We start from the raw sequence: 22,922 nt of genomic DNA, 5'->3' as shown, positions 1-22,922 counted from the left end.
TAGCTGTTTTGAAGATAAAATTGTCTAGGGCATACCCTTTTCGCCCTGCTGTCCAGAAATTCCTGCTAAATGGAAAATAAGCGTTTCCTATCCTGCCACTATTTAACATAATAATACTGGCATAAAAGAGGCATGCACAACCGATAATATTAGTACCAAGCAATAAGGAGGTGTTAAATGTGGCAAGAAGCAGAAAACCTGTTAATCCGGCAGCGGAAAATGCGCTCGACCGCATGAAGTTCGAGGTGGCTTCCGAGCTCGGCATTGCGGAAAGAGTGCGCCAAAGCGGCTGGAATACCATGACGTCTGCCGACTGCGGACGTGTTGGCGGTCACATGGTCCGCCGGATGATCGAGCAGTATGAAAGCAGCCTTGCCGGTACCAGCGCCACTACTGCCTCGACCGGAACCACGACTGCCTCGACAGGAACCATGACTGCCAAGAACGATATCAATTCCTAGTTTCCTAGGTGTTCATGAAGGACGGCCCAGCGCCGTCCTTTTCTGCTATGGTCCGCGTCCGGCCCGCTTGCGGCCAAGCAGCGGCATTAGTTCAGGGAGCGCACGGCTGGTCAAGATGTCGGCGGCCGTCAGGCCGGCCTTACGCGCCATCGCCAGGCCGTAGTCAAGATAATCCAGTTCGTCCTGGGCGTGGGCATCGGGGTTAACGGAAAAAAGGACGCCCTTTTCTTTCGCGCGCCGGCACCATCGCCAGTCAAGGTCGAGGCGGTAGGGGCTGGCATTAATTTCGATCACCGTGCCGGTACCGGCCGCGGCGCTAATAACTTCTTCCAAATCGAGGGCATAGCCGTCGCGGGCGAGCAAAATGCGGCCGGTGGGGTGACCCAGTATGGTCACATAAGGGTTTTCCATGGCCCGCACAATCCGGCGCGTCATTTCCGCTTCACTCAGGCGGAAGGCCGAATGGACCGAGGCAATGACAAAATCAAACTCGGCCAGCACCTCATCCGGATAGTCGAGCGAGCCATCGGGCAGAATGTCGCTCTCAATCCCGGCGAGAATGGTAAAATCGCTGTTTGCCGCATTGAGACGTTCGATTTCCCGCCGCTGCTGGCGCACCGTTTCCACCCGCAGGCCATGGGCGTAGACGGCCGATTGGCTATGGTCGGCAATGCCGATGTATTGCCAGCCCCGCGCCTGGGCGCTTCGCGCCATTTCGGCAATAGTCGCCGTACCATCGGAGTAGACGGTATGGACATGAAAGACGCCGCGAATATCCTGGGTGGTTACCAAGTCGGGAAGGCGGCGCGCCGCCGCCAGGCGGACTTCGTCCAGGCCTTCACGCAGCTCGGGTGGAATGTAAGCTAGCCCAAGCCGGTGATAAAGGTCTTCTTCGCCGGTAACTGTCTGGCGCCGGCCCGTCGCATCGGTTACCCCGTGTTCATCAATGCGCCACCCCTGCTCGCCGGCCACCGCCCGCAGCCGGTCGAGGTGCTCTTTGCTGCCGGTGTAATGGTGCAGGGCCGTGGGATACGCTGCCGGCTTGACGCTGCGCACAGCCAGCTCCATGCCGGTCGTCAGCAGCACCCTGATTTCCATTACCCCCCGGCTGATTACCCGCTGTACGCCCGGCATGGCGATAACGATGTCGGCTACCGCCTCAGCATCATCGGTGGCGACAACAATATCAATATTTTTCACCGTCTCCGCCCGGCGGCGGATGCTGCCCGCTACCGCCGCCTGCAGGACGGCCGCATGCTGGCGCAGGTACTCGGCGATTTTTTCCGCCACCGGCCAGGCATCGCCGAGTAGGAACCGGCCCTGATACTTTTTGAGAAAGTCAATGCCCGCGAGTATCTTCTCCTGCGATTTTTCCCCGAAGCCGCTCAGCGTTTTCAAGCGGTTTTCCCGGCAGGCGTATTCCAGTTCGCCGACCGAATTAATACCCAGCTGTTCGTGGAGGAGTAGCGCCTTTTTCGGCCCGAGGCCGGGGATTTTTACCAGTTCAAAGAGCACAGGCGGCACCTGGCCCCGCAGCTCTTCATAATAGGTTACCCGTCCGGTTTCGATATACTCTTTGATATGCTGGGTCATGGTTTTGCCAATGCCCTTGATGCCCTGCAGCCGCCCCTGGGCCGCCAGCTCGGCCAGGTCGGCGCTCAGCTCTTTAAGTGCGCGGGCCGCGTTTTCATAGGCCCGGATTTTAAACGTGTTTTCTCCTTTGAGTTCTAATAGCACTGCCATTTCGGCGAACATTTTGGCCAAAACATAGGCATCAGCCATCCCAACCACCTCTTATTGCGGCTCAAAATAAACGGTAATCTCCGTACCGGGGTCAACGACGGTATTGGCCGGCGTACCCTGCCCGACGGCCACGCCTGTCCCGACCGGCGCCAAGGCCAGACCGGCCTGGCTAAGCTCGCGCGCCACTTCCCGCATCGACTTGCCGCGCAGGTCAGGTACTACCACCTTGCCCGGCGGCGCCGGACGCTTTTCGCCTTTGGCCGCTTCCCCGCCGGGGACAATAGCCGGTTTGGCCGGCTTAGGCTGCGGCAGAGCAAGGTCGGTTGTGGGACGAATATTTAGATGACGCATGACCTGGATCATAATCTCACTAAAGACCGGCGCGGCAATCTCCCCGCCATAGTATGCGCCTGCCGGGTCGTCAATAACAACCAACGCGACAACTTGCGGATCCTCGACCGGACCAAAGCCGGCAAACGAGGCAATATAGTGGCCGGCCTCGTAGCCGCCGCCTCCTTCTTTTAGCCGTTCGGCCGTCCCTGTCTTGCCGGCAAAACGGTAGCCGGGGACGGCTGCTTTTTGCCCGCCGCCCTCAGCGACTACTTTTTCCAGCATGGCGGTAAGCGCCCGGGCCGTCTCCGGGCTGACTACCTGCCGTACCGGCATGGTGGGGTTAGTACTGACCACTTTGCCGTTTTCATCGTGAATTTCCTTGACAATATGCGGTTTTAACAGTACGCCGTCATTGGCTATCGCCGCCATGGCGGTGAGTAATTGCAGCGGCGTAACGGCGATGCTCTGGCCGATGGACATGGTGGCTAAGTCGGTTTCGCGCATTTCCCGCGGGTTAAAGAGAATGCCGTCTTCCTCCCCCGGCAGTTCAATCCCGGTCGCCTGGCCAAACCCGAAGTGGCGGGCATAATCATTAAGCCGCACGGCGCCCAGGCGCATGCCGACCTGGACGAAGCCGGTATTGATTGAATTTTTAATGATGTCGGTAAACGTGACCGGGCCGTAGCTATCGCCGCTCCAGTTTTTGATGCGTCGGCCGGCCACCTCAATATAGCCTTGATCCACAAAGCGTTCGTCCGGGCGCACCAGCCCTTCCTGCAGGGCAGCGGCGGCCACGATCGCCTTAAAGGTGGAACCGGGCTCATAAACGATGGATATAGCGCGGTTCTTGCGCTCATTCGCGCTATACCGCCCAAACTGGTTGGGGTTATAGGTCGGCCGGCTGGCCATGGCTAAAATCTCGCCAGTACGGGGATTCATGACAATTACCGTGGCCCCTTTGGCCTTGGTCTTCGCCATGGCCTTGTCGAGGCTCTGCTCGACAATAAACTGAATGGTGCTGTCAATGGTAAGATAGACACTCTTGCCCGGCTGAGGGGGCTTGAGCGCAAAGATGGACTTAAAAATCGGCGTGCCATAGCTGTCTGTTTCGATAATTTGCCGCTGCCGCTCGCCTCTGATAAGCTTGTCCAGCGCATGCTCAATACCCTCCAGGCCGCGGTCGTCGGTCCCGACAAAACCCAAGACATGGGCGGCCAAGCTGTCATTAGGGTAATAGCGCTTGCTTTCTTCGACAAAATCGAACCCCTTGAGGCCATGCTCCTTGATCAGGGCCGCCACAGCGTTAGCCGCTTCCGGCTCGAGCGCCCGCTTAAGCCAGATGAAGCTGCCGTTTACTGTCAGGCGCTCCTTGATTTCCGCGGCCGGCAGGCCCAGATGCGGCGCCAGCAGCGCGGCCACGGCATTGGCGTCCTGCCCGGCCTGTTTAAAATGGTCAGGATTAACATACAGCGACTTAGCCATGCTGCTAATCGCAAGCGGCCGGCCGCCGCGGTCGAAAATCGCACCCCGCGGCGATTGCAGCACCAGGCTGTCCTGCAGCTGATAGCGTACTTTTTCCGCCAGCCGGTCGCCCTGCACAAACTGGATCCAGGCGATGCGCCCGCCGAGCGCCACCAGGGCGGCAATGATACCGAAAATAAACCAAAAGATGCGTTTGCGCGGCGTATCCGCCAGTTTTGCCATAGTTCTCCGTCCTTTGTCAAGAAACAAATTATCCTCATCTATTCGGCGGCGCGGCACCAATTCCCTTTACCGCCTAGCCGACGAAGGCAAAGCTATCAAACACGCGCTGAAACAGCGGTTCGTATACCTCACGCAGCGAAGCGGGACAGGTGCCGGTCAGCACGTAGACGTCGGGATACCGGCAGATAATCATTTGCAGCACGAAGTACTGCTGTTCCCACGACAGGCGCCAGGTAAAAGCCAACCGGTAATAAGGCGCGTAAGCGTTGTCGAGCAGCTGCTTGTCCAGCAGCCGATACTGCCAGAGCATTTTCTCCTGGCTGGCCACCGTGCTCACTACATAATCGGTAAGCGTATAATGGGCCGGCAGTGTTTGATGCACTAACGTAAGCGTGTTAATTTCATAACGCATTTCCGGCGCCGCGAACATGGCCAAAAACTGGTGCGGCGACTGACTGGTGCACTCCCAGTCGTCCGGCACCGTAAATTGCAGCCGGTGGTCGTATTGGCGGAACACCTTGGCTTCGGCTGCCGGACAGGCCGCGCCGGTCAATAGCACCAGCGTCAGCACCATAATTACCCTGCCCATTCTCTCACCTCTTGCTAGCTCTTTTATACGTAAATCCGTTTTTCCCTGCTGCCTGCGTAAAAACCTTGGAACGGTCCAGCCGCCGTGGTGGTAAAGTACGTTATTCACATAACTTTTTTAAGTTATTTAATGAACTTGCCCCGGACAGGGTTGTTAACCGTCCCGGCGCCGCTGTGCCCGTAGCGTCCCCGCGCTGCGCCGACCTACCCGCCGACGTATATACCGCCCAGGCGGTGCCGGTCAACCCGGAGCCCTGCGCCGCGCCTTAAGGAGTTGCACTTGTACAAAAAACGGGATACATGCAGCAGCATGTATCCCGTTTTTATTACATCACAACCGTCTGCCGTGTAGTGGCTTTGGCGCGCTGGCGCTTGACATATACGCCCACACCCAATACTCCGGCGGTAATAAGGGCCGGTAACAGCCATTCGGGCATAAGCTGGGTAATGAACACGCCGAGACGGTGGTCATCTACCATCATCTCCCCGGCCGTCCAGGCAATAAGGCCCGCGCCGGCATAAACAATAATCGGGAACTTTTCCATGAGCGCCATAAGAATGCGACTGCCAAAAATAATAAGCGGAATACTCAGGGCCAGGCCAATCGCCAGCAGTACATAGTTGCCGTTGGCCACGGCGGCGATCGCCAGCGTATTATCCAGGCTCATCACCAGGTCGGCGACGATAATGGTCTTGATGGCGCCCCAGAAGGACTTGGAGGCTTCAATGTTTTCGTCATGCTGTTCTTCCAGCAGCAGTTTGGCGGCAATCCATACCAGCAAAATGCCGCCGGCAAATTGTAAATACGGTATTTTTAGCAGTGCAACCGCCACGACGGTTAAAATCACCCGCAGCCCTATTGCCCCAGCACTACCCCACAGGATGGCCATCTTTTGCTGCTTAGCGGGGAGCGACCGGCTCGCCATAGCGATAACCACCGCGTTGTCGCCGCTAAGCACGATGTTCACCATCATGATTCCAAATAGTGCGACTATGAACTCCATTTTCTGCACCTCTCGATTTTTGACTTTAGGAACAAATAATGCTAGTCAATCAAAAAAATTAAAGCCTCACTCCCTCCGAAAATGTTATACAATTTAGCACCTTGTCCTAAAGTCATTTTAGCACTATCTCGCCCGCCGTGCAAGTATTAGATGCAGCGTATATTGTATACCTGTCCGGGAAACATAATTTTCATTTTGGAACAATAAGGCAATTTTTGCTATAATATTTTGTAAATCGCAAAAAAGAAGGTATTTAGATGGTCCAACTGCCTGAATGGAAGAAAAACCTCGCCGTTATGTGGTTCGCCCAACTTGCCGGTATGGGCGCCATCACCGGCGTTATGTCTTTTTTACCCCTTTATGTGCCCCAGCTTGGCATCACGAAACTGGAAGAAGTGGAATTCTGGTCGGGCATTCTGATGGGTGTATCATCGCTGTTTGCGGCGCTGGCCGGCCCCCACTGGGGTGCCCTGGCCGACCGGAAAGGCCGCAAACCCATGGTCGAACGGGTGATGCTCGCCTTCGCCATCGTTATGGGCCTCATGGCGCTGGTGACCAACGTCTACCAACTGCTGGTGCTTCGCATCATCCAGGGCATCTTCGGCGGCTTTACGGCAGCGGCGCTGGCCCTTGTCACCAGCATCACGCCCGAGGAAGAACTGGGCTTTACCATGGGGGTTTTCCAGACGGCGATGATTGCCGGCAGCGCCTTCGGCCCCATGTTCGGCGGCTTTGTCGCCGACCACTTTGGCTACCGGAGCGCCTTTGTCGCCTTTAGTCTGCTCTGCCTGGCGTCGCTTATCACGATCCACTTTTTCGTCAGCGAACGTTTCGTGCCGGTGCGGCATGAGGCCAAGCCCTCGGTACGCGGTCAGGTCCTGCAGGTTTTGGCCATACCAGGCCTGAAAGGCATGCTCTTCGTGCAGTTTTTGGTTCAATTTGCGGTCCAGGTCATTGCGCCAGTCCTGCCGCTCTATGTCCAAACCCTGGCCCCTAATATCACGTATGTGGCCAGCGTGTGCGGCGCCATTATCTCCGCGGCCGGGCTTACCAGCGCCTTGGCGTCGACTGTCGCCGGCACACTGTCCAAACGCATTGCCCATCACACCATCCTCTTTGTTGGCGCCAGCCTGGCCGCCCTGTCCTTTGCCGGCCAGGCCCTGGCGCCCAGCGTCCTCACGCTGGGCGTGCTCCGCGGCGTGAGCGGTCTGTTCATCGGCTCAATGCTTCCCAGTGTCAACGCCCTCATATCGCTCCTCATCCCGCCGGCCAAGCGGGGCGTCGCCTTTGGCGTCACCACCGCCGCATCGCAAATGGGCAATGTCCTCGGTCCCGTCACCGGCGGCGCCATCGCCCTTTCCTTGACCATCCCCGCCGTGTTCTGGCTGACGGCCGGTCTGTTTGCCGTTGTAGCCGTCTGGGTCGCCTTGCGCGTCCGCGACCCCCGCCGTGCGCCGCTCGGCCATTGAGCGCTCAATCGTGCGTTCCACCGTTTCCAGATGCTTCTTCATCTCTTTTCGCGCCCGGTCAGCATCACCTGCTTCAATCGCCGCCAGGATGCGCTTATGACCTTCGACAGAGGCACGGTGGCGGCCGGGAAGTTTTAGGGTAATTTCCCGCGCCTCGACCAGGCGATCGATCAACCCCTGCATAATATGTTGCAGGGTACGGTTACCGGCTGCTGTGAGCAGGGCATCATGGAACTGGGAATTGATGCGGTTGAGAGCGGCAGTATCAACGCTAGCGGCGTTAGTCATCGCCTCGGCGGCCGCGATAAGCCGGCGCATGGCGGCAATATCCTGCCCGCCGGCCCGCCGTGCGGCCCAGGCGGCGGCTTCCGTTTCGAGAATTTTGCGGATTTGAAAAAGTTCCAACAAGTCTTGCTTTTCCTGGTCAAGCAGGTGTTCGAGGCTAAGCGGCGCACCGCGTGCACGAACGAAGACCCCAAGCCCCCGCCGTACTTCCAGAAAACCCTGCCCGGCCAGCATTTTCACCGCCTCGCGCACCGAGGTGCGGCTAACCTGAAAAATATCCACCAATTTATTTTCCGACGGTAACTTATCACCGGGACGAAACTCGCCCCGGACGATGGCATCCCGAATCTGTGCGACTACCTTTTCCGTAAGGCTGGCCTGCTGACTGACAGGCGTGAATCTAGCCACTTAACCCCTCCTGTTCCGGCTACCGCCGGTGACCTATGATGCGATGTTTTGCTGTCCTTTATTATAACCGCGGATGGACTTGAAAACAATCCAGGCAATCGAGGCCAGCGCCGCCGTCATAAGGACGGCCGATACCGGGCGGGTAAAGATGATACCCATGCTGCCCTGCGACAGAATCAACGTTTGTCGCAGCGAGTTTTCAAGGGTATTGCCGAGGACGAGGGCCAAAATCATAGGCGGCGCCGGATAATCCATTTTTTTCATGGCATAGCCCAAAAGACCAAAAAAGAGGGTTAATCCCACGTCAAACATACTGTTGCCCAGGCTGTAAGCACCAACAAGGATGAAAACCATAACTGCGGCATTAAGAATCGGGAAAGGTACTTCCAACATCCGGACAAAAAAGGGAATGCAAATCGTAGACAGCACTAGCAACATGGCATTACCAATATACATACTCCCAATTAATCCCCAAATGAAATCGGGATTTTTCTCCCAGAGCAGCGGTCCGGGCTGCAGGCCAAACATAAGCAGCGCCCCCATGAGTACCGCCGTACTGGCCGAGCCGGGAACCCCGAGTGTTAATAAGGGTACGAACGCCGCGACCGATGCGGCATTATTGGCTGTTTCCGGGGCGGCCACCCCTTCGATGGCCCCTTTGCCGAATAAGGCTTTGCGCTCGGGCGGAGCGGCGTTCTTGGCCACGGCGTAGGATATAAAAGTACAGATGGTCGCGCCCGAACCGGGGAGCATGCCCAGCGTAAAACCAAGGAAAGTGCTACGCAGAATATGCCATTTGGAAAGGGCCCAGTCCATGGCGCTCGGCAGGAGATTACGCCAGTGCAGCTGCTTTTTGTCAAATTTGAAGCTGAGCTGGTCGTCTTCCATGGCGATGAGAATTTCCGTAATGCCGTAAAGGCCGAGAGCAACGACGATAAAGTCGATTCCTTCGTAGAGTTTGAGCTGGCCAAAAGTGAAGCGGGGCAGACCGGTTACCAGGTCCAGGCCGATGACCGAAATGAACAGACCGACGAGTGCGGAAAGATAGGCTTTAATCGCCGACTTTTCCGTGAAACCGGCTACCAGCGTCAGGCCCAGTACCATTAGGGCAAAATATTCAGGCGGCCCAAAACTGAGCGCCACTTTGGCCAGCATGGGGCCAAGGATGGTGAAAGCCAGTACGCAGATCGTCCCGCCGATAAAGGAACCAATTGCACAAATCCCCAAAGCCGGACCTCCTCTTCCCTGTTGAGCCAGTGGATAACCGTCGGCTACTGTCATCACCGATGCTGGATCGCCAGGTACGCCAAGGAGGACAGAAGTGATCGAACCGCCATACATGGCGCCGTAATAAATTCCGGCCAAAAGAATAATCCCGGCTACCGGGTCTGGAAAACCGAAAGTGATAGGAAGCAAGATCGCCAGTCCGGCGGAAGGCCCAAGCCCGGGCAGTGCACCGATCAACACGCCGGCCACGACCCCGATAAAACAAAAGAGTAAGTTCATCGGATTGACAGCAATTGAAAGGCCCGTAATGAGGTGCTGCAGTATATCCATGGCTAAGTCCCCCTAAAATCCGAATATACCGGCAGGAAACCGCACTTCCAGCAGCATGCCGAAAACCAGCCAAAAAACGAGGGGGGTAAGGACGGTCATGGCAATATTGGTTGTCAGTTTTTTAACGCCAAGCGCCCGCGATAAATATCCTGCCAGCAAACCAATGGCAACTAACATCCCCACTAATTTGGACAACGCCAAAGCCAAAGCTGACGACCCAATAAGTACGACCACATTGCGGGCAAACTTTTTATTGAAGACAGTTTGCTTGACTGAATCAGGACGGCTGCCCAAAGTATTGGCATAGAGCAGCATAAGCGCTAAAACCCCGATTAACGCTCCCGCCCACAATGGCACAAACCCTGGCCCAGGCAATCCTTCCCCATCGTGATAACCAAGCTGCAGCGAGTGACGCATGATCGCCAATGCTATCCCAATTAAAACTAGGCTGGTGATAATATTGGCTTTGCGCACCATAACACCCCCTTAAATCAGCCGGTAGGGGGAAGCGGCGGCCGCATCCCCCTTGCCTGGTTATTTTTTCATTTTAGCCAAAAATTCTTCGTACATCTTAGTCGTATCGACGAGAGCCTGGGCAAACTCCTTAGAGTTCATGAAACGCCCTTCTACCATGTTCTTCTTTAGATAGTCCTCTTTCCACCCGGGGGTCTCGGCGACTTTTTTGAACATAGTCTCGAGATAGGCCACCGCTTCCTGCGGAATATCTTTCGGGGCAATAATGCCGCGGAATTGCGCTAAAACAAGGTCAATACCCTGCTCTTTCAAAGTCGGCACATCAGGTAGGGCGCTCAGCCGTTCTTTACTGGCCACCGCCAGCGCGCGCACTTTCTTGGCCTGCAGATGCCCCAAAGCCTCGCCGGGGTTCGTCCAGACGATGTCTACATGGCCGCCAAGCAGAGCGGTCATAACTTCACCGCCTGAGTTATAGGGCACGTATTTCATTTCGGTACCGGTGCGATCCTGCATGGCGTAGAACATAACGGCATCATCCGAAGTACCGCTCGTCCCGCCCACGCTGACGCCCTTGGGCCGGGCTTTGGCATCGTCGATGACGTCTTTCACGCTTTTATACTTCGAATCTTCCCGCACGACGAGCAGCAAGGTATCCATGGCCAGGCCACAGATAGGCGTGAAATCCTTATAGGACACCGGCGATTTACCCATAATGGGAGCGGTATAAAAGCTGGAGCTTACGCTGGCGATATAATAAGGATCGCCTTTTTTCTCGGCCACATAGGCATAACCGATAGAACCGCTGCCGCCCGGCTTGTTGTTTACGGCGATAGGCTGACTGCATAGTTTGTTATCGGTTATGACTTTGACCAGCATGCGCGCCATGATGTCACTGCCGCCGCCGGCGGCGAAAGGAACAACAAACTCGATGCTTTTGGCGGGATAAGTCTCCTTCTTACCGCCCGTGCCACTCGAACCGCAACCGGTAAGTAGCGCGCCACCAACAAACACCAGGAGAGTCAGAAGCGCTAGCCACCGAATTTTTTTACTCATATACCACACCCCTCTTTTTAATTGAACCGAATTGATACAAACTTTTTGCTATCCCAGGCGGCAACTAATTTTTTATCAAATCATGGCTTTTACCCCCTTCCGCCCGTCTTCTTGGAGGCTATTCCTTGGCAGCAGCCGCCTCGCCGGCCGCGGGCGCATATTTTTCAAACAGTTTTACTGCCCGGTCAGGGTTATAGATCCCGCATACACACGGCTGACCAATCATTACCGCCGCCTCGCGCGGCGTCTTCTTACCGGTCTTGACCTCATTGATGGCTTTTTCTACCAGGTAGCGGGAAATGAGGCCGTGGCCGCACATAGTCACGAATTCCAGCACTTCTTCAGGGGGTAATGCCTCTTTCTTCCCCCAAATATCAAGGGACAGATTTACCGAGTGCGGCTTAATACCTAACTCTTGGCTCATGGCCATAATATCTTCCGTTGGCCCCTGGACGGTAACCGACATGCCCAGGTCGAGCTCTTTGATGCGCCGGATCGCTTCTTTGATTTTTTCCTTGCTAGAAAAGCAGCAGCGTACCCGCGGCACCTCATTAAGCGCAGCCTTGATTTCTTCAATGTTTACGCCGGCCAATACGGTACCGGTGTCGTAAGATCCAATATTGCACGGTCCCACGTCATACACAACTTCCAAAATTTGGCGCAGCTTATCTTTAGAACCGTGATGATTGACATCGGCCGCCGCTGTTACCAACAGTACGTAGTCCTCTTTTAATGATTCGGGTGTTCCTCGCCGATGCAGCGAATGGGTCATGACGCGCACCCTCCTTTTTGCTCGCGATAAATTTTATAAGGGCGCCCCAGGCCCAAGTTGACTTTGGCATTGACCCGCGGCTGGATGCCCAGTTCGGCCAGCACCGGCAGGGCCGGCAATGTTCCATCGTCTTCATAACAGCAAATCAAATCCAGTGAGAAAACGGTATCTAATTGAGCCGCCAATTCTTTTACTTTAGTTAAGATGGGTTTAAGCTGGTCAAACGGCGCCGTAAACTCAACGATGGCAGAAACAACTTTTTCGCCTTTATACTCGGCGGCAATGATCCCTTTCTCCCGGTCGGCCATCAGGTGGGTCAGCGGGTTACACTCTTCGAACTTGATGCCTAATTCGGCCAGGCCCATCGTTATTCTCTCAATATCGGCCATCGTCGCCCCAAGACAAGGACGCCCAATTTCCAGGGCAATACCGACCTCGCCACGGCAAACCCGGCCGGTTACGTCATTGGTCTTAACTTCTTCCGTACCTCGGCCCGGAACTTTAGTCACTTTATGAGTTGTCATGGGGTCGCTAAAGAAGCGCCGCACCGCCCGCGGCGTTTCATAAATGCCCGGTTCTTCGTAAATAGCGCCGCGGGGGCAGCGCACTACCTTGCTGCGGATACAGTTGCCGCATTCCAGACAGGTATCGTGGTCAATAACCGCCTTTTTGCCAACAAGCGCAATGGCTTGGACTGGGCAGTAAGGAATACAGATGCCGCAGCCGATGCATTTCTCCTGGTCGATAACCATGCTCATCTCCCCCTTAAATCTTAGTATTGTCGGTGGGCAAGGGCGTCAGCGACAAGCTATGTTCCGCCGCGATGCCAGCTAACTCGGCTAGCAAAGCTCCGCTGATCTCAATGCCGCCATTTAGTAGCGCCTGCTGGCGCTCCCACTCCCGTTCCCCGGGCAATTTTATATCGCCATAGCCCGGGGCAACAGCAATCGCTTTTATCTCACGACAAAATTGCTCGGTCCGCTCGAAATAAACCTCAAGACTGCCAAAAGCATCCGGCCGGAGAACCAGCAGGAGATGTCCGACATTGGCCTCTTCCGTGCTATCACTATACTGCCAGGCTACCTGTCGGCCAAACCCGGCAACGGTCAACACCCCAGCCAAATGTTCAATGGCCAGGCTAAGTGCATACCCTTTCGGTCCGGCAATGGGCATAATCACCCCGTCCAAAGCCGCTTTAGCATCAGTAGTTGGATTACCATCCCGGTCCAGGGCCCATCCAGGCGGAATAGGCCGCCCCTCCCGCGCCGCTTCGATAATTTTGCCGCGGGCGGCAATTGCGGTCGCCATATCGACGATAATATGGGGTTTATGGCGCCGTGGCAGACCAAACGCAATAGGGTTAGTACCAAAATAAGGCTCTTTACCGCCCCACGGCGGTAGCGCCGGCGGCCCATTGGTGAGCACCATGGTTATATAGCCTTTATTCGCCGCTTGCTGGCAGAAATAACCGGCAATGCCAAAATGATTGCTCCGGTTCACGCCGACGGCGCCTACCCCATATTGATCGGCGGCAGCCATACCTTCTTCCAAAGCCCGCATGGCCACTACCGCGCCAAGCCCGTTATCGCCGTCAACCATAACTACGGCCGGGAAACTCCGCTTCACCTTGATGGACGGTTTGGGGTTGACCAGGCCGCTGCGAACCCGCCGGTAATAGACCGGAAAGCGGCCTAATCCATGACTGGTAATCCCCTGTAGCTCAGCCGCAAGCAGGTTATCGGCTACCACCAGGCCATCTTCTTCCGGCACCCCGATTTTGTTCAAGGCCGCGGTCATGAACGAGCGCAGCGTCTCAGGCGAAATTCGCCGGGCCGTCATCCTTCGCCGCCCGCCTTACACTCGCTATTGGTGCTATCCGCAATTATTTCGGCGCACCTTACCTGATTAAAAATGCCGCAATAACAGAAATTAGCCAGTTTGACCGCCCCTTCTTCCGGCGTCAGCTTGCCCTGAGCAACTTGCTGCATGATGTGTTTAACAAACTTGGGCGGAATCATATGGTGACCGCACATAGTGGTAATTGACAGGGTAACATCGTCAGGCAGTTTGTCCTTACGGCCCCAGACGCCCAATGAATAATTGATGGAATGGGGCGTTACCCCGGCCTCTGCACAGGCCGGCAGCACCTCAGACAGCACGCCGGTAATGACCACTGACATCCCAAGGTCTTTTTCTTTAATGCGCCTGAGGAATTCTACCACTTGCTCCCGTTTGGTGAACACGCCGCGAATGCGCGATTTGTCGGTGATATTGGCCTTAATCTCATCCGGGGTAAAGCGCGTAATTGGGCCAGTTTTGACATCGCCCCAGTTTTCCGAGCCGACAGCCTCGGCCGCAGCGATAAATTCAAGTGCCTTGGGTTTTATATTGACATCGTTGACCCCTTTGGTTTGATACATAAACCAGCAGAAATCCCGCTTTTGCGACTCCAGGTCGCCGGAGCGGTGCAGCGAATGGGTCATGGCGTTTGCCTCCTTTTCTTGCATTAGTCCTGGGCGAGCGGCCGGCCCAGACCGACATTCACTTTCCCCCGGTACGGCTGGGGAATACCCAGTTCGTCCAGACAAGCCAGCGCCGGGTTATAGCCTTTTTCGTCCACCCGCAAAATTAAGCCCAGCGAAAAGACGGTGTCAATCTCCTTTTCCACTGCCTGCAGGGCCTGCAGCACGTCTTTAAGCCGGTCCTCCCGACATTTTGCTTCAATGATGACGGATAGCAGGTGGTAGTTAAGGCACTCGTCGACCAGTTTACCGGTAGAAAGGTCGCTCATCAGCGCCGCTAGCGGCGTATGGTGAGCCGGCGCCAGTTCCGCCCCGGCTTTGGCAATAGCCATAGCGACTTTTTCGGCATCGCGCAAGTAGACGCCCAAACCGGGCCGCCCCATATCGATACAGATGCCGACTTCGCCTTTTTTCACCCGGCCGGACACATCGTTGGTCTTCACTTCTTCCGTGCCCCGGCCGGTAACGCCGGTAACGCCGTGGTTTTCCACCGGATCGCTCATGACATGCTGAAACTGTTTGTAGAAGTTTGCCAGTTCCACTGGTTCAATAGCGCCACGGGGACAGACTTGCTGGCGCAGACAGACATAGCACTCCGTGCAACGGTCTTCATCGACATGGCACTTGCCGTCCTGAAAATAAATCGCATCAACGGTGCAGTAAGTTTGGCAGATTCTGCAGCCGACACATTTATCACGGTTAATGACTGTCATAACCCATCTCCCTTTCAATGTGATAACATATCACACATCATACAAGTAAAAATACCAAATATGCCTCCTTTCTGTTGCAGTATATTCCGCCATAGTAACTGTCTAGAACTATAGACCCAGTAATGCCTGAAAATCAAATTTCATTATTCCGTCCTTCGCCGTTTCATAAAATTTTCCTGCTTAAAAGTTTGAATTTTATTAATAATTTTAATTTTCCTTGTTTTCTTCGCCATTCTTGGCGCACAAAACGATAAACCCTCGCTGGGCGCGAGGGTTTATCGTTTTATAACACCTAATATCCAAAAGCGTAGCGCTTCATTGTTGCCAACACAATTTGCCAATCAGGCCGCTCACCTTGCGCGAAGGCGATAAGCTCACGGCGGGAAGATAGCTTAAAAGCAACAACGGCTTGACCGTCCTCGTCGGCGCTCGGCGCCGGGCCGTTGCCGCCGTGATTGGCAAAACCCAACGGCTGGACGGTAATCACCATCAGGACGATCAGCACCATAATGCAAACTTTCATCGTAATCGCCTCCTTACAGGCTTAATATTTGCATTTTCAGTGCCAATTATCCTGTTTCACCGGCGCGATTATTTTGCCGCCGCTGTCGCCACTTGCTCGCCGCGGCGCACAGGGCCGCCGGTTCGTTCTCCAGCTGGCCGTCCTGCACGCGCCGCAGTGCGGCGCGCAGAAACTCGCCCATCGCTTGGCCATCGCCCAGCACCGTTTTGAGCTTTCCGGCGTCGTAAGCCAGATCACGGGTATGGACCGGCATCGCTGCCGCCAGCTGCCGTACATAACCGCCGAACTGCTTTGCCGCTTCGCCTGGCCGTCTGCCCTGACCGGTTGCCGCGGCATCAGCCGCACCGAGCTCGGCCAGCTGGGCAAAGGCGTCCGCCAGCTCGGCCGAACTGGCAAAGCGACCGGAACGCGCCTCGCGCCGCACCCAGCGCAAGACAACCGCCGGCGGCTGGGCCGCATAAAAATGAAACCGCATGTGGTTGGCCACCAGCCAGACCAGCCGCTCCCGCCGCTGGGCGGGAAAGCGCAGCCGGGCGGCGATGGCCGCCGCTAGTTTCGCCCCTGCCCGATCATGGCCATGGTCGGTGGGCTGCCCGTCCGGGCAAAATGCGCGCACCCCCGGCAAGCCTTTGCCAATGTCGTGCAGCAGCGCCGCCCAGCGCAGCGTCAAATCGGACGGCGTCCGGCGCACCGTCTCCAAAGTGTGCCGCCACCCATCCCAGGCATGGTAAGCAGGATTTTGCGGCAGGCCGACGAGATGATTGAGCTCGGGCAAAATGGCTACTACCTGGTACTCCCCATGCTCTTTTACCCGGCAGGAAGCGCCGGCCAGACCGGTAGCCACCAGCGCGGCCAGCCCCAAGTGCGGATAGTCGCCGAGAAGCAGCTTGTCCAGTTCAAGCCGCACCCGCTCCAAAGACAGACCGGCCATCCGCCCTAGATTAGCGCCAATGGCGGCAAGGACAGCATCGTCAATGGCAAAACCAAGCTGGGCGGCAAACCGGCAGGCGCGCAGCATCCTAAGCGCGTCTTCGCCAAACCGCCGGCCAGGGTCGCCTACCGTCCGAATAAGGCGGGCCGCCAAGTCGCGGCGGCCGCCAAACGGGTCGATGATGTTGCCGGCAACGTCCATGGCCATGGCGTTGACCGTAAAATCCCGCCGACCGAGGTCTTCTTCGATGGTATCGGCGTACCAAACCTGGGCGGGGCGATGGCTGTCTTCACCGTAGCGCTCGCCGCGAAAGGTGGCCACTTCCACTCCCGTACCGTCAACCACCACCATGACAACGCCGTAGTTTGTCCCCAGTCTGTCCACCACTTGCCAGCCCCGGCCGGCGGCAATGGCCTTGACCGCATCCGGGCGGGCACTGGTGGCAATATCATAGTCGTTAACCGGCCGGCCGGCTAGAAAATCGCGCACCGCGCCACCGGCGATATAGGCGGCATGGCCGCTTTCTACCAGGGCGGTTAAAATTGTCCGCACCGCACTCGGAACCGTTTCAATCATGCCAACCGTCCTTTACTTAAAACGCTAACGCCTTGCCGGCGTTTAACCCGCGCTTTGCCGTTTAATATCACTGGCCCGCAGCTGAATGGACAAACGGCCTTGCCATGTATTGACTTCCGGGAAAAAAGTAACGGCAATAAGGCTGTTGACGGGGATTTTGTCGGCCAGGTCCCCGCGGTTCCACATTACGACCTCGCCCGGACAGCCTTCGTGACACACCCGGAGCTTGAGGTGATTGCCGTCAGCGCCGATGCGGCGCGCTTCCAGCACCTGAATGTTTTTGCAGGCCAGGACGGGGGCGGGGTTGCCAAAGCCGTAGGGGGCAAGGCGGTTGAGTTCCGCCAGCAGCGGCAGGGTTATGTCCCGCAGCGTGACCGGTACATCAATTTGAATTACCGGCCGAAAATCGTCAGGTGTTAGCACCTTGGCCGCCAGGGCGTTAAGCCGCCGGCGCAGTTCGTCAACATTTTCCGGTAAAAGGCTAAACCCCGCCGCGGCGCTGTGCCCGCCAAACCTGAGCAGCAGGTCGGAACAGCGGCTCAGGGCCTCGAAAATGTTAAAGCCGCGAATGCTGCGGGCGGACCCGCGGCCAACGCCGTTTTCGATACTGATAATCAGGGTTGGGCGGTAATATTTCTCGACAATGCGCGAGGCAACGATGCCGATGACGCCATGGTGCCAGTTCTCGGCGGCTACGACCAGTACCTTGTTTGCTTCCAGATCGGCCCCAGCCAGCATCTCTTCCACTTGGACGCGGATAGCATCTTCGATGCGGCGGCGTTCGGCATTGGCGGCGTCCAGTTCTTTGGCCACTTCGCCCGCAAACAGCGCGTCGTCCGTAATCAGCATCTCCACGGCCGATAAGGCGTGGCTTACCCGACCGGCGGCGTTAAGGCGCGGCGCCAGTCCGAAGGCAATGCGGCTAGTGTCCAGCCGTCCGTCGGTAAACCCGCATACGGCAAGCAGCGCCCGCAGGCCGGCGTTCTCGGTCGTCGGCAGCCGTTTTAAGCCCTCGCGGACAATAATGCGGTTTTCGCCGGTCAGGGGCACTAGGTCAGCCACTGTCCCCACCGCTACCAGATCAAGATATTTATAGAGCGCGTCCGCCGGCCGGCCCGCGTCCTGCCACAAAGCCTGGCAGAGCTTAAAGGCCACGCCTACCCCGGCCAGCGCCTTTTCCGGATACGGGCAATCAGGCTGTTTCGGATTGATCACCGCCCAGGCCGCAGGCACCGCCGCCCCCGGCTCATGGTGGTCGGTGATAATGATGTCGACTCCTTCCCGGATCGCCGCCACCTCGTTCACCGCCGTAATGCCACAGTCCACGGTAATAATGAGGTCAGCCCCCGCCCGGCAAAGATTCTGCAGGGCCGTCGTGTTCAGGCCGTAACCCTCGCTGAACCGGTCAGGCACATAATAGGCGACCGTCGCCCCCAGTTCGCTGAGCACACGGTAAAGCAGCGCGGACGCGGTGATGCCGTCCACGTCGTAATCGCCGTAAATAACGATTTTTTCCCTGGTATGTAATGCCTGACGAATTCGCTCGACCGCCGCCGCCATGCCTTTAAGGCCGAACGGGTCGCGCAGACGGTCAACGCCGGCGTTTAAAAATGCGTCGGCCGCTTCTACCGAGGTAATTCCCCGGTTAATGAGGATCTGCGCCACCAGCGGGGTAATGCCTAGTCGCGCGGCAATCTCGGCCTGCAGCGCCTGGTCGGCAGCGGCAACCCGCCAGATCGAACTTACTTGGGTCACAAATAACAACTCCTACACCGCAAATATCAGCCCTGCCCCGGCGCAACCGGTTAGGGCCTTATACTTTACCGACGTCACATCGGCAAAAAACCTCATGCCAAACTTGACGCCCTCCATCACTTGCCACTTTTTACTCTCCGCTTACCTGTTCTTACTTCATACCTCATACCTCATACTTCATACCTTTTACCTCATACCTTATACCTCATACCCACCAGGTATTCGCCGCCCCTGGCGTTTAATCCTACTCTCTCCCTGGCCGCGGCGGCAAAAAGTTAGCCCATTTATTGCCTAAAGCAATTATTCTCTACGAGGCTATCCAGAGCGCCTCGGCCGGCTGGTCACCTGGGGGGTCAGGCTTGACTTATTAGAAAATTGACCTATTTTTAACACAGCAGAACGGATGAAACCGATATTTTTCGCAATAACCGTTCCTCAGACAAAACCCGCTTACTTGTCGTCAGACTTGTAAGCGGGTTTGTCTACACTCTGCAAGTCGCACCGCAGAGCAGCTTATTGTATTTACTTCGACGAATACCTTACTGCACGATGCCAATCCATTTCCAGTACGTTAAAACCATGGCGCTCATGAAGGCCGCGCCCAGAATGCTCATGACCAGGCCGGTTCTAAACAATTCACCGGCGGTGATATGGCCGGTGCCCATGGCAACGGCGTTCGGCATGTTGCTAACCGGCAAGAGATACTGGTGCTGCATGTTCATGCCCAAAATCAGGGCAAACACCAGCGGGTCGGCGCCGATGGCCACGGCATGGGCGATGACGACCGGCGTAAGCGCCGTCGTTTTCGGACCGCCGCCAGTAAAGAAGACCTGCAGCGCGGTGACGATCCAGATAAGAACAATGATTTGCATGGCGTGGGGCATGTTCGCGATCGGCGACAGCATCGTGCCGGCCAGCCACTTGGCCGCGCCGGAGCTGACCAGCGCCGTTCCCATCGACAGGCCGGCGCCGTACACGATGAAGACGTTCCAGGGCACCTTCTGTTGGGCCTCTTTCCAGTTCATGACGCCGCGGCCCGGCCAGAGGAGTAGCAGCACGGCCAACAGGCCAACAAGGACAACATTGACTTTATGGAGTGAGTCGGTTGCCCACAAGACGAGCGTTACCAAAAAAACGACCAGCGTATACAGCTCTTGTTTGCTAAGCGGCCCCAGGGCGGCCAGTTCCCGGCGCACATAGTCCTGACCCTGGCCCAGGCTCTCGATTTCCGGCTTCCACATCAGGCGGAGGACATAGACCGAGATAAAAGCGAGCGTAAAGGCCGGCGGCCCACCTACCCGGAACCATTCTGACCAGGAAATGACTTTTTTCGTCGCGCTTTCGATCAACCCAACCGTAATCGGGTTGCCCACATGGGCCGTCAAAATACCGATGCTCATCATGGTACCGCTCATCGCGACAATGAACAGCAGGGCTTTCACGATATTGCTCTGCCCCTGCTTGGCATCAAAGGCTTGACCGATCCCGAGGATGATGGGCAGCATAAGCAGCGTGCGGGCCGTGATCGAGGGGACAAGGAAGCTCATGACCGCCATGACGGCCGCCACCGCCCAGTAGACTTTGCCGGCCGAACCACCGGCGGCGTTGACCAAAATCAAGGCAATCCGCTTGGAAAGCCCCGATTTTTCCATACAGGCGGCCATAATAAACCCGATAACGATGAGCCAAAGAGCGGTATTGGCATAGCCGCTGAAGGCATTGCCCAGACTGGTTGCGTTGAGAGAGGCAAGCAAAAAGACAATCATCAGGCCGCTGAGGGCATCATCTACGGCCTGCGTCGCCCAGATAATGATGGCAAACACCGCCACCCCTAGCGCCGCTTTGCCGGACGCCTTCAGTCCCGCAATCGCAGGCGTGAACCAGACGATGGCGGCCAGGGCGGCAAAAGCGAGCACAAGTGCAAGCCACTTTTGTCGGGACATTAACAATCCTCCTCATTTTGCGATTTGTCTAAACATTGTCATTATAGTCATTATAGCTAACATTCCGTTGATTAGGTATTTTTTTCCGACAAAAGGCGCAAAACAAGCGACAAAGCGGCCAAAAACTCAACCAAGCCGCAGCCGTGGCCACCGCTATCTGCCAATGAATGGGCCGTATCTTCGCCCATTACGCTCTGAGCGCTAATTTCAGCCGTTCATATTTGGCCAACAGTTTATCCAGTTGTTGGCTGAGCGCCAGCACCTCGGCCGACGTCCTTCCTTTCAAATCAGCCACATAATACAGCTGCCGTCGCATCGTTTCAATACTTTGGGCCATTTGCCCAAGACCTTTCTGCACCGCACGCCCTCCTCCCACTCTAGTTATATAAATTGCCAGCCCTATTGCCTATATTGTAATAATTAATAACATAACTGCATTAATAACTTAGTTATATTTAATTGCCCGTCCTTGGCGGCCATATTTTATAATCCCGGCCGTTAAACCCGTGCGTCGCTTCTGCTGAGTCAACCTCTCTTCGCTTTTTTTCCACTTTCCGTTTCCCGTTTTTCAGTAATAGTTATAACATATTTTTGTTATAATGGCAATATATGGAAATATAATTTTAATTGTACTTCATTGCTTTGCCAGCAGGAAATATTCGAAAGTAATCTAAATTCTGTTATATCTACATATCTAGGTGGTTCTATTCGGAGGTGAGCGAGTGGTTGGCGACCGCATCAAAGCCGTCCGCCTGCAGGCCGGCATGACAACCGAACAATTGGCTAAGTTAGCTAATGTTAGCCAGCCCTATATCTCCCAAATCGAAAATAACTACCGGCATCCCAGCTATAACACCTTGGTGGCCATTGCCCGCGCCCTCGGTGTCCCGGTAGAGTACCTGGAAACAGGCGAAAACACCGACCGCCCGCCAGCAAAATGCGCCGGTGAATGTCCCGGGGCCGATGGCGCCGCATGCTGCCTGCGCGAGACATTGAACCTCGATACTCTTGTCGATTATGCGGAAGCCATTGCCAATGCTAAGACGGCCAATATTACCCCTGCCGAACTCAATGAAGCGGTAGAAGCCCTCAAAAAGCTGAAAAAACTGAGCGGCCATGGCTGATAACGCCTATGCCGGCGCACCTAAAAAACGACCTCCGGAAACATCCGGAGGTCGTTCTTAATGCGGCCCAAAGCTATTGGCGCCGCGCAGTTTGGCACATTTCTCTATTTTTCCTATAAACTCGCCGCGATATGGTTCCGGCAACCGCGGGGCCACCTTTTTCAGCTCTTTTTCATACCTTTCGCTGACCGGATAAGCCCCTTCCACCCGGAATTCCGGAGATGCCACATAAACCAGTACCGGGTAGTAGGTCTTACCACCCATTTCCACCTGGACATACTCCTTGCGGTAATGGCGCGGGTAGCCCTCGCGGCCGTCAAGGTAGTCTTCGGCGCTGTCGGTAATCCGGTACAATACGCCATATACCCCGCTACCTGGCGCGGGTTCAATGTTCGCGTAAACATGCTGCCCCGTTGCCGCCAGTTTGTTCAGCCGGAACTGCCATCCCTTCAGGCAGGCCACCCCCAGATATGCAAAGTGATCGCGATAGCCATCGGCGGTAATCCGGCCGTCATAATCCATGCACGAGCCGTAAGCAAAATAATACCTGGGCTGCAGCACATCCGCACGTCCATGCCTTACATATTCCCGCCAGTCGCCGCCCGGTACAGGCACACCGAGCGCGGCAAGGCTTTCCCGGTCATGCCACGCATAGATGTATGCATCGACAATGCGGCCATCGGCGGCAGTAACCGGCCGAACGATCCGGTCATAGAGATTATCGGCGCAACCAGGGCCATAGTACCCTTCCAGCTGGTCAAGACTGGCTAAGGCCTTGCTAATGTCCTTTAGCTCCACCAGCTCGCCCGTGACCTCACCTTGGCCGCCATCCGCGCAGTAGGCCGGGTAGCCATAAGGGAGATGATATACTCGCCCTGCCGTTTTCGCCGGCCCAATCGCTTTAATATACGGCTTAAGCACATGGTGGTTGGCCAGGCCGGACATCAGCGTGCCGTACACAAAAACATGCTTAATCATTGGCGA

General features: G+C 56.1%; 21 protein-coding genes and 1 pseudogene. 3 read left to right on the top strand and 19 right to left on the bottom strand.

Features of this window, described 5'->3' with window-relative positions:
• The first annotated feature begins 179 nt into the window (after positions 1 to 179).
• Complete coding sequence (locus BLQ99_RS05240; protein ID WP_093688840.1) at positions 180 to 461, top strand: alpha/beta-type small acid-soluble spore protein; 282 nt, start codon at positions 180 to 182, stop codon at positions 459 to 461.
• Between the two features lie 45 nt (positions 462 to 506).
• Here the strand turns inward: BLQ99_RS05240 and polX are convergent, their stop codons facing one another.
• The 4 genes from polX to BLQ99_RS05220 all read right to left on the bottom strand — a co-directional run bounded on the left by polX (position 507) and on the right by BLQ99_RS05220 (position 5,833).
• Positions 507 to 2,243, bottom strand: coding sequence for a DNA polymerase/3'-5' exonuclease PolX (gene polX, locus BLQ99_RS05235; protein ID WP_093688838.1), 1,737 nt, complete (start codon positions 2,241 to 2,243; stop codon positions 507 to 509).
• 12 nt (positions 2,244 to 2,255) lie between these two features.
• Positions 2,256 to 4,241 (bottom strand): penicillin-binding protein, encoded by a 1,986-nt coding sequence (locus tag BLQ99_RS05230; protein WP_093688956.1) that lies wholly within the window; start codon positions 4,239 to 4,241, stop codon positions 2,256 to 2,258.
• Between the two features lie 73 nt (positions 4,242 to 4,314).
• A complete protein-coding gene (locus tag BLQ99_RS05225; protein ID WP_093688836.1) occupies positions 4,315 to 4,830 on the bottom strand; it encodes a DcrB-related protein in 516 nt (171 codons plus the stop codon).
• 325 nt (positions 4,831 to 5,155) lie between these two features.
• The gene (locus BLQ99_RS05220; protein ID WP_093688834.1) at positions 5,156 to 5,833 is read right to left on the bottom strand and encodes a TerC family protein; all 678 of its coding nucleotides are present in this window, start codon (positions 5,831 to 5,833) and stop codon (positions 5,156 to 5,158) included.
• Positions 5,834 to 6,090: 257 nt separating this feature from the next.
• Here BLQ99_RS05220 and BLQ99_RS15150 point away from each other — a divergent pair, with 257 nt between their 5' ends.
• Positions 6,091 to 7,302, top strand: a complete 1,212-nt coding sequence (locus tag BLQ99_RS15150; protein WP_093688832.1) for an MFS transporter — start codon at positions 6,091 to 6,093, stop codon at positions 7,300 to 7,302.
• A gap of 36 nt (positions 7,303 to 7,338) precedes the next feature.
• On the opposite strand, the pseudogene BLQ99_RS15145 reads toward BLQ99_RS15150, so the two are convergent.
• From BLQ99_RS15145 to BLQ99_RS05145, 14 genes and pseudogenes are all read right to left on the bottom strand, one after another.
• Positions 7,339 to 7,995, bottom strand: a pseudogene (locus tag BLQ99_RS15145) (FadR/GntR family transcriptional regulator); the annotation flags it as partial.
• Positions 7,996 to 8,028: 33 nt separating this feature from the next.
• On the bottom strand, positions 8,029 to 9,552 hold the full coding sequence (locus BLQ99_RS05205) for a tripartite tricarboxylate transporter permease (RefSeq protein WP_093688828.1): 1,524 nt from the start codon (positions 9,550 to 9,552) through the stop codon (positions 8,029 to 8,031).
• A 12-nt stretch (positions 9,553 to 9,564) separates the two neighbouring features.
• Positions 9,565 to 10,026: a tripartite tricarboxylate transporter TctB family protein gene (locus tag BLQ99_RS05200; protein ID WP_216093631.1), complete on the bottom strand. Its 462-nt coding sequence runs from the start codon at positions 10,024 to 10,026 to the stop codon at positions 9,565 to 9,567.
• Between the two features lie 60 nt (positions 10,027 to 10,086).
• Positions 10,087 to 11,079 carry a tripartite tricarboxylate transporter substrate binding protein gene (locus BLQ99_RS05195; RefSeq protein WP_093688824.1) on the bottom strand — a complete coding sequence of 331 codons (993 nt, stop codon included), beginning with the start codon at positions 11,077 to 11,079 and terminating at the stop codon, positions 10,087 to 10,089.
• 118 nt (positions 11,080 to 11,197) lie between these two features.
• A complete protein-coding gene (locus BLQ99_RS05190; protein ID WP_093688822.1) occupies positions 11,198 to 11,851 on the bottom strand; it encodes a hypothetical protein in 654 nt (217 codons plus the stop codon).
• On the bottom strand, positions 11,848 to 12,603 hold the full coding sequence (locus BLQ99_RS05185) for a 4Fe-4S binding protein (protein ID WP_093688820.1): 756 nt from the start codon (positions 12,601 to 12,603) through the stop codon (positions 11,848 to 11,850). The genes BLQ99_RS05190 and BLQ99_RS05185 overlap by 4 nt, the downstream gene beginning before the upstream one ends.
• A 13-nt stretch (positions 12,604 to 12,616) precedes the next feature.
• The gene (locus BLQ99_RS05180; RefSeq protein WP_093688818.1) at positions 12,617 to 13,690 is read right to left on the bottom strand and encodes an Ldh family oxidoreductase; all 1,074 of its coding nucleotides are present in this window, start codon (positions 13,688 to 13,690) and stop codon (positions 12,617 to 12,619) included.
• Entirely contained in the window at positions 13,687 to 14,334 is a 648-nt protein-coding gene (locus BLQ99_RS05175; protein ID WP_093688816.1) for a hypothetical protein, read from the bottom strand. The genes BLQ99_RS05180 and BLQ99_RS05175 overlap by 4 nt, the downstream gene beginning before the upstream one ends.
• A 23-nt stretch (positions 14,335 to 14,357) precedes the next feature.
• Positions 14,358 to 15,086: a ferredoxin family protein gene (locus BLQ99_RS05170; RefSeq protein WP_093688814.1), complete on the bottom strand. Its 729-nt coding sequence runs from the start codon at positions 15,084 to 15,086 to the stop codon at positions 14,358 to 14,360.
• A 292-nt stretch (positions 15,087 to 15,378) separates the two neighbouring features.
• Complete coding sequence (locus BLQ99_RS05165) at positions 15,379 to 15,609, bottom strand: hypothetical protein (protein ID WP_093688812.1); 231 nt, start codon at positions 15,607 to 15,609, stop codon at positions 15,379 to 15,381.
• A gap of 46 nt (positions 15,610 to 15,655) precedes the next feature.
• The gene (locus BLQ99_RS05160) at positions 15,656 to 17,116 is read right to left on the bottom strand and encodes a CCA tRNA nucleotidyltransferase (protein ID WP_093688810.1); all 1,461 of its coding nucleotides are present in this window, start codon (positions 17,114 to 17,116) and stop codon (positions 15,656 to 15,658) included.
• A gap of 42 nt (positions 17,117 to 17,158) precedes the next feature.
• Positions 17,159 to 18,871, bottom strand: coding sequence for a single-stranded-DNA-specific exonuclease RecJ (gene recJ, locus BLQ99_RS05155; protein ID WP_093688808.1), 1,713 nt, complete (start codon positions 18,869 to 18,871; stop codon positions 17,159 to 17,161).
• Between the two features lie 539 nt (positions 18,872 to 19,410).
• Positions 19,411 to 20,814: an SLC13 family permease gene (locus tag BLQ99_RS05150; protein WP_093688806.1), complete on the bottom strand. Its 1,404-nt coding sequence runs from the start codon at positions 20,812 to 20,814 to the stop codon at positions 19,411 to 19,413.
• Between the two features lie 187 nt (positions 20,815 to 21,001).
• The gene (locus BLQ99_RS05145; protein ID WP_093688804.1) at positions 21,002 to 21,172 is read right to left on the bottom strand and encodes an aspartyl-phosphate phosphatase Spo0E family protein; all 171 of its coding nucleotides are present in this window, start codon (positions 21,170 to 21,172) and stop codon (positions 21,002 to 21,004) included.
• Positions 21,173 to 21,536: 364 nt separating this feature from the next.
• Between BLQ99_RS05145 and BLQ99_RS05140 the strand changes: the two genes are divergently transcribed.
• Positions 21,537 to 21,938, top strand: a complete 402-nt coding sequence (locus tag BLQ99_RS05140) for a helix-turn-helix domain-containing protein (protein ID WP_093688802.1) — start codon at positions 21,537 to 21,539, stop codon at positions 21,936 to 21,938.
• A 57-nt stretch (positions 21,939 to 21,995) separates the two neighbouring features.
• On the opposite strand, the gene BLQ99_RS05135 is transcribed toward BLQ99_RS05140, so the two are convergent.
• A complete protein-coding gene (locus BLQ99_RS05135) occupies positions 21,996 to 22,916 on the bottom strand; it encodes a gamma-glutamylcyclotransferase family protein (RefSeq protein ID WP_093688800.1) in 921 nt (306 codons plus the stop codon).
• Between the last annotated feature and the right edge of the window lie 6 nt (positions 22,917 to 22,922).

The organism is Sporolituus thermophilus DSM 23256 (assembly GCF_900102435.1).
GTDB classification, from domain to species: Bacteria; Bacillota; Negativicutes; order Sporomusales; family Thermosinaceae; genus Thermosinus; species Thermosinus thermophilus.
This window is presented reverse-complemented; position numbering and strand designations above follow the sequence as displayed.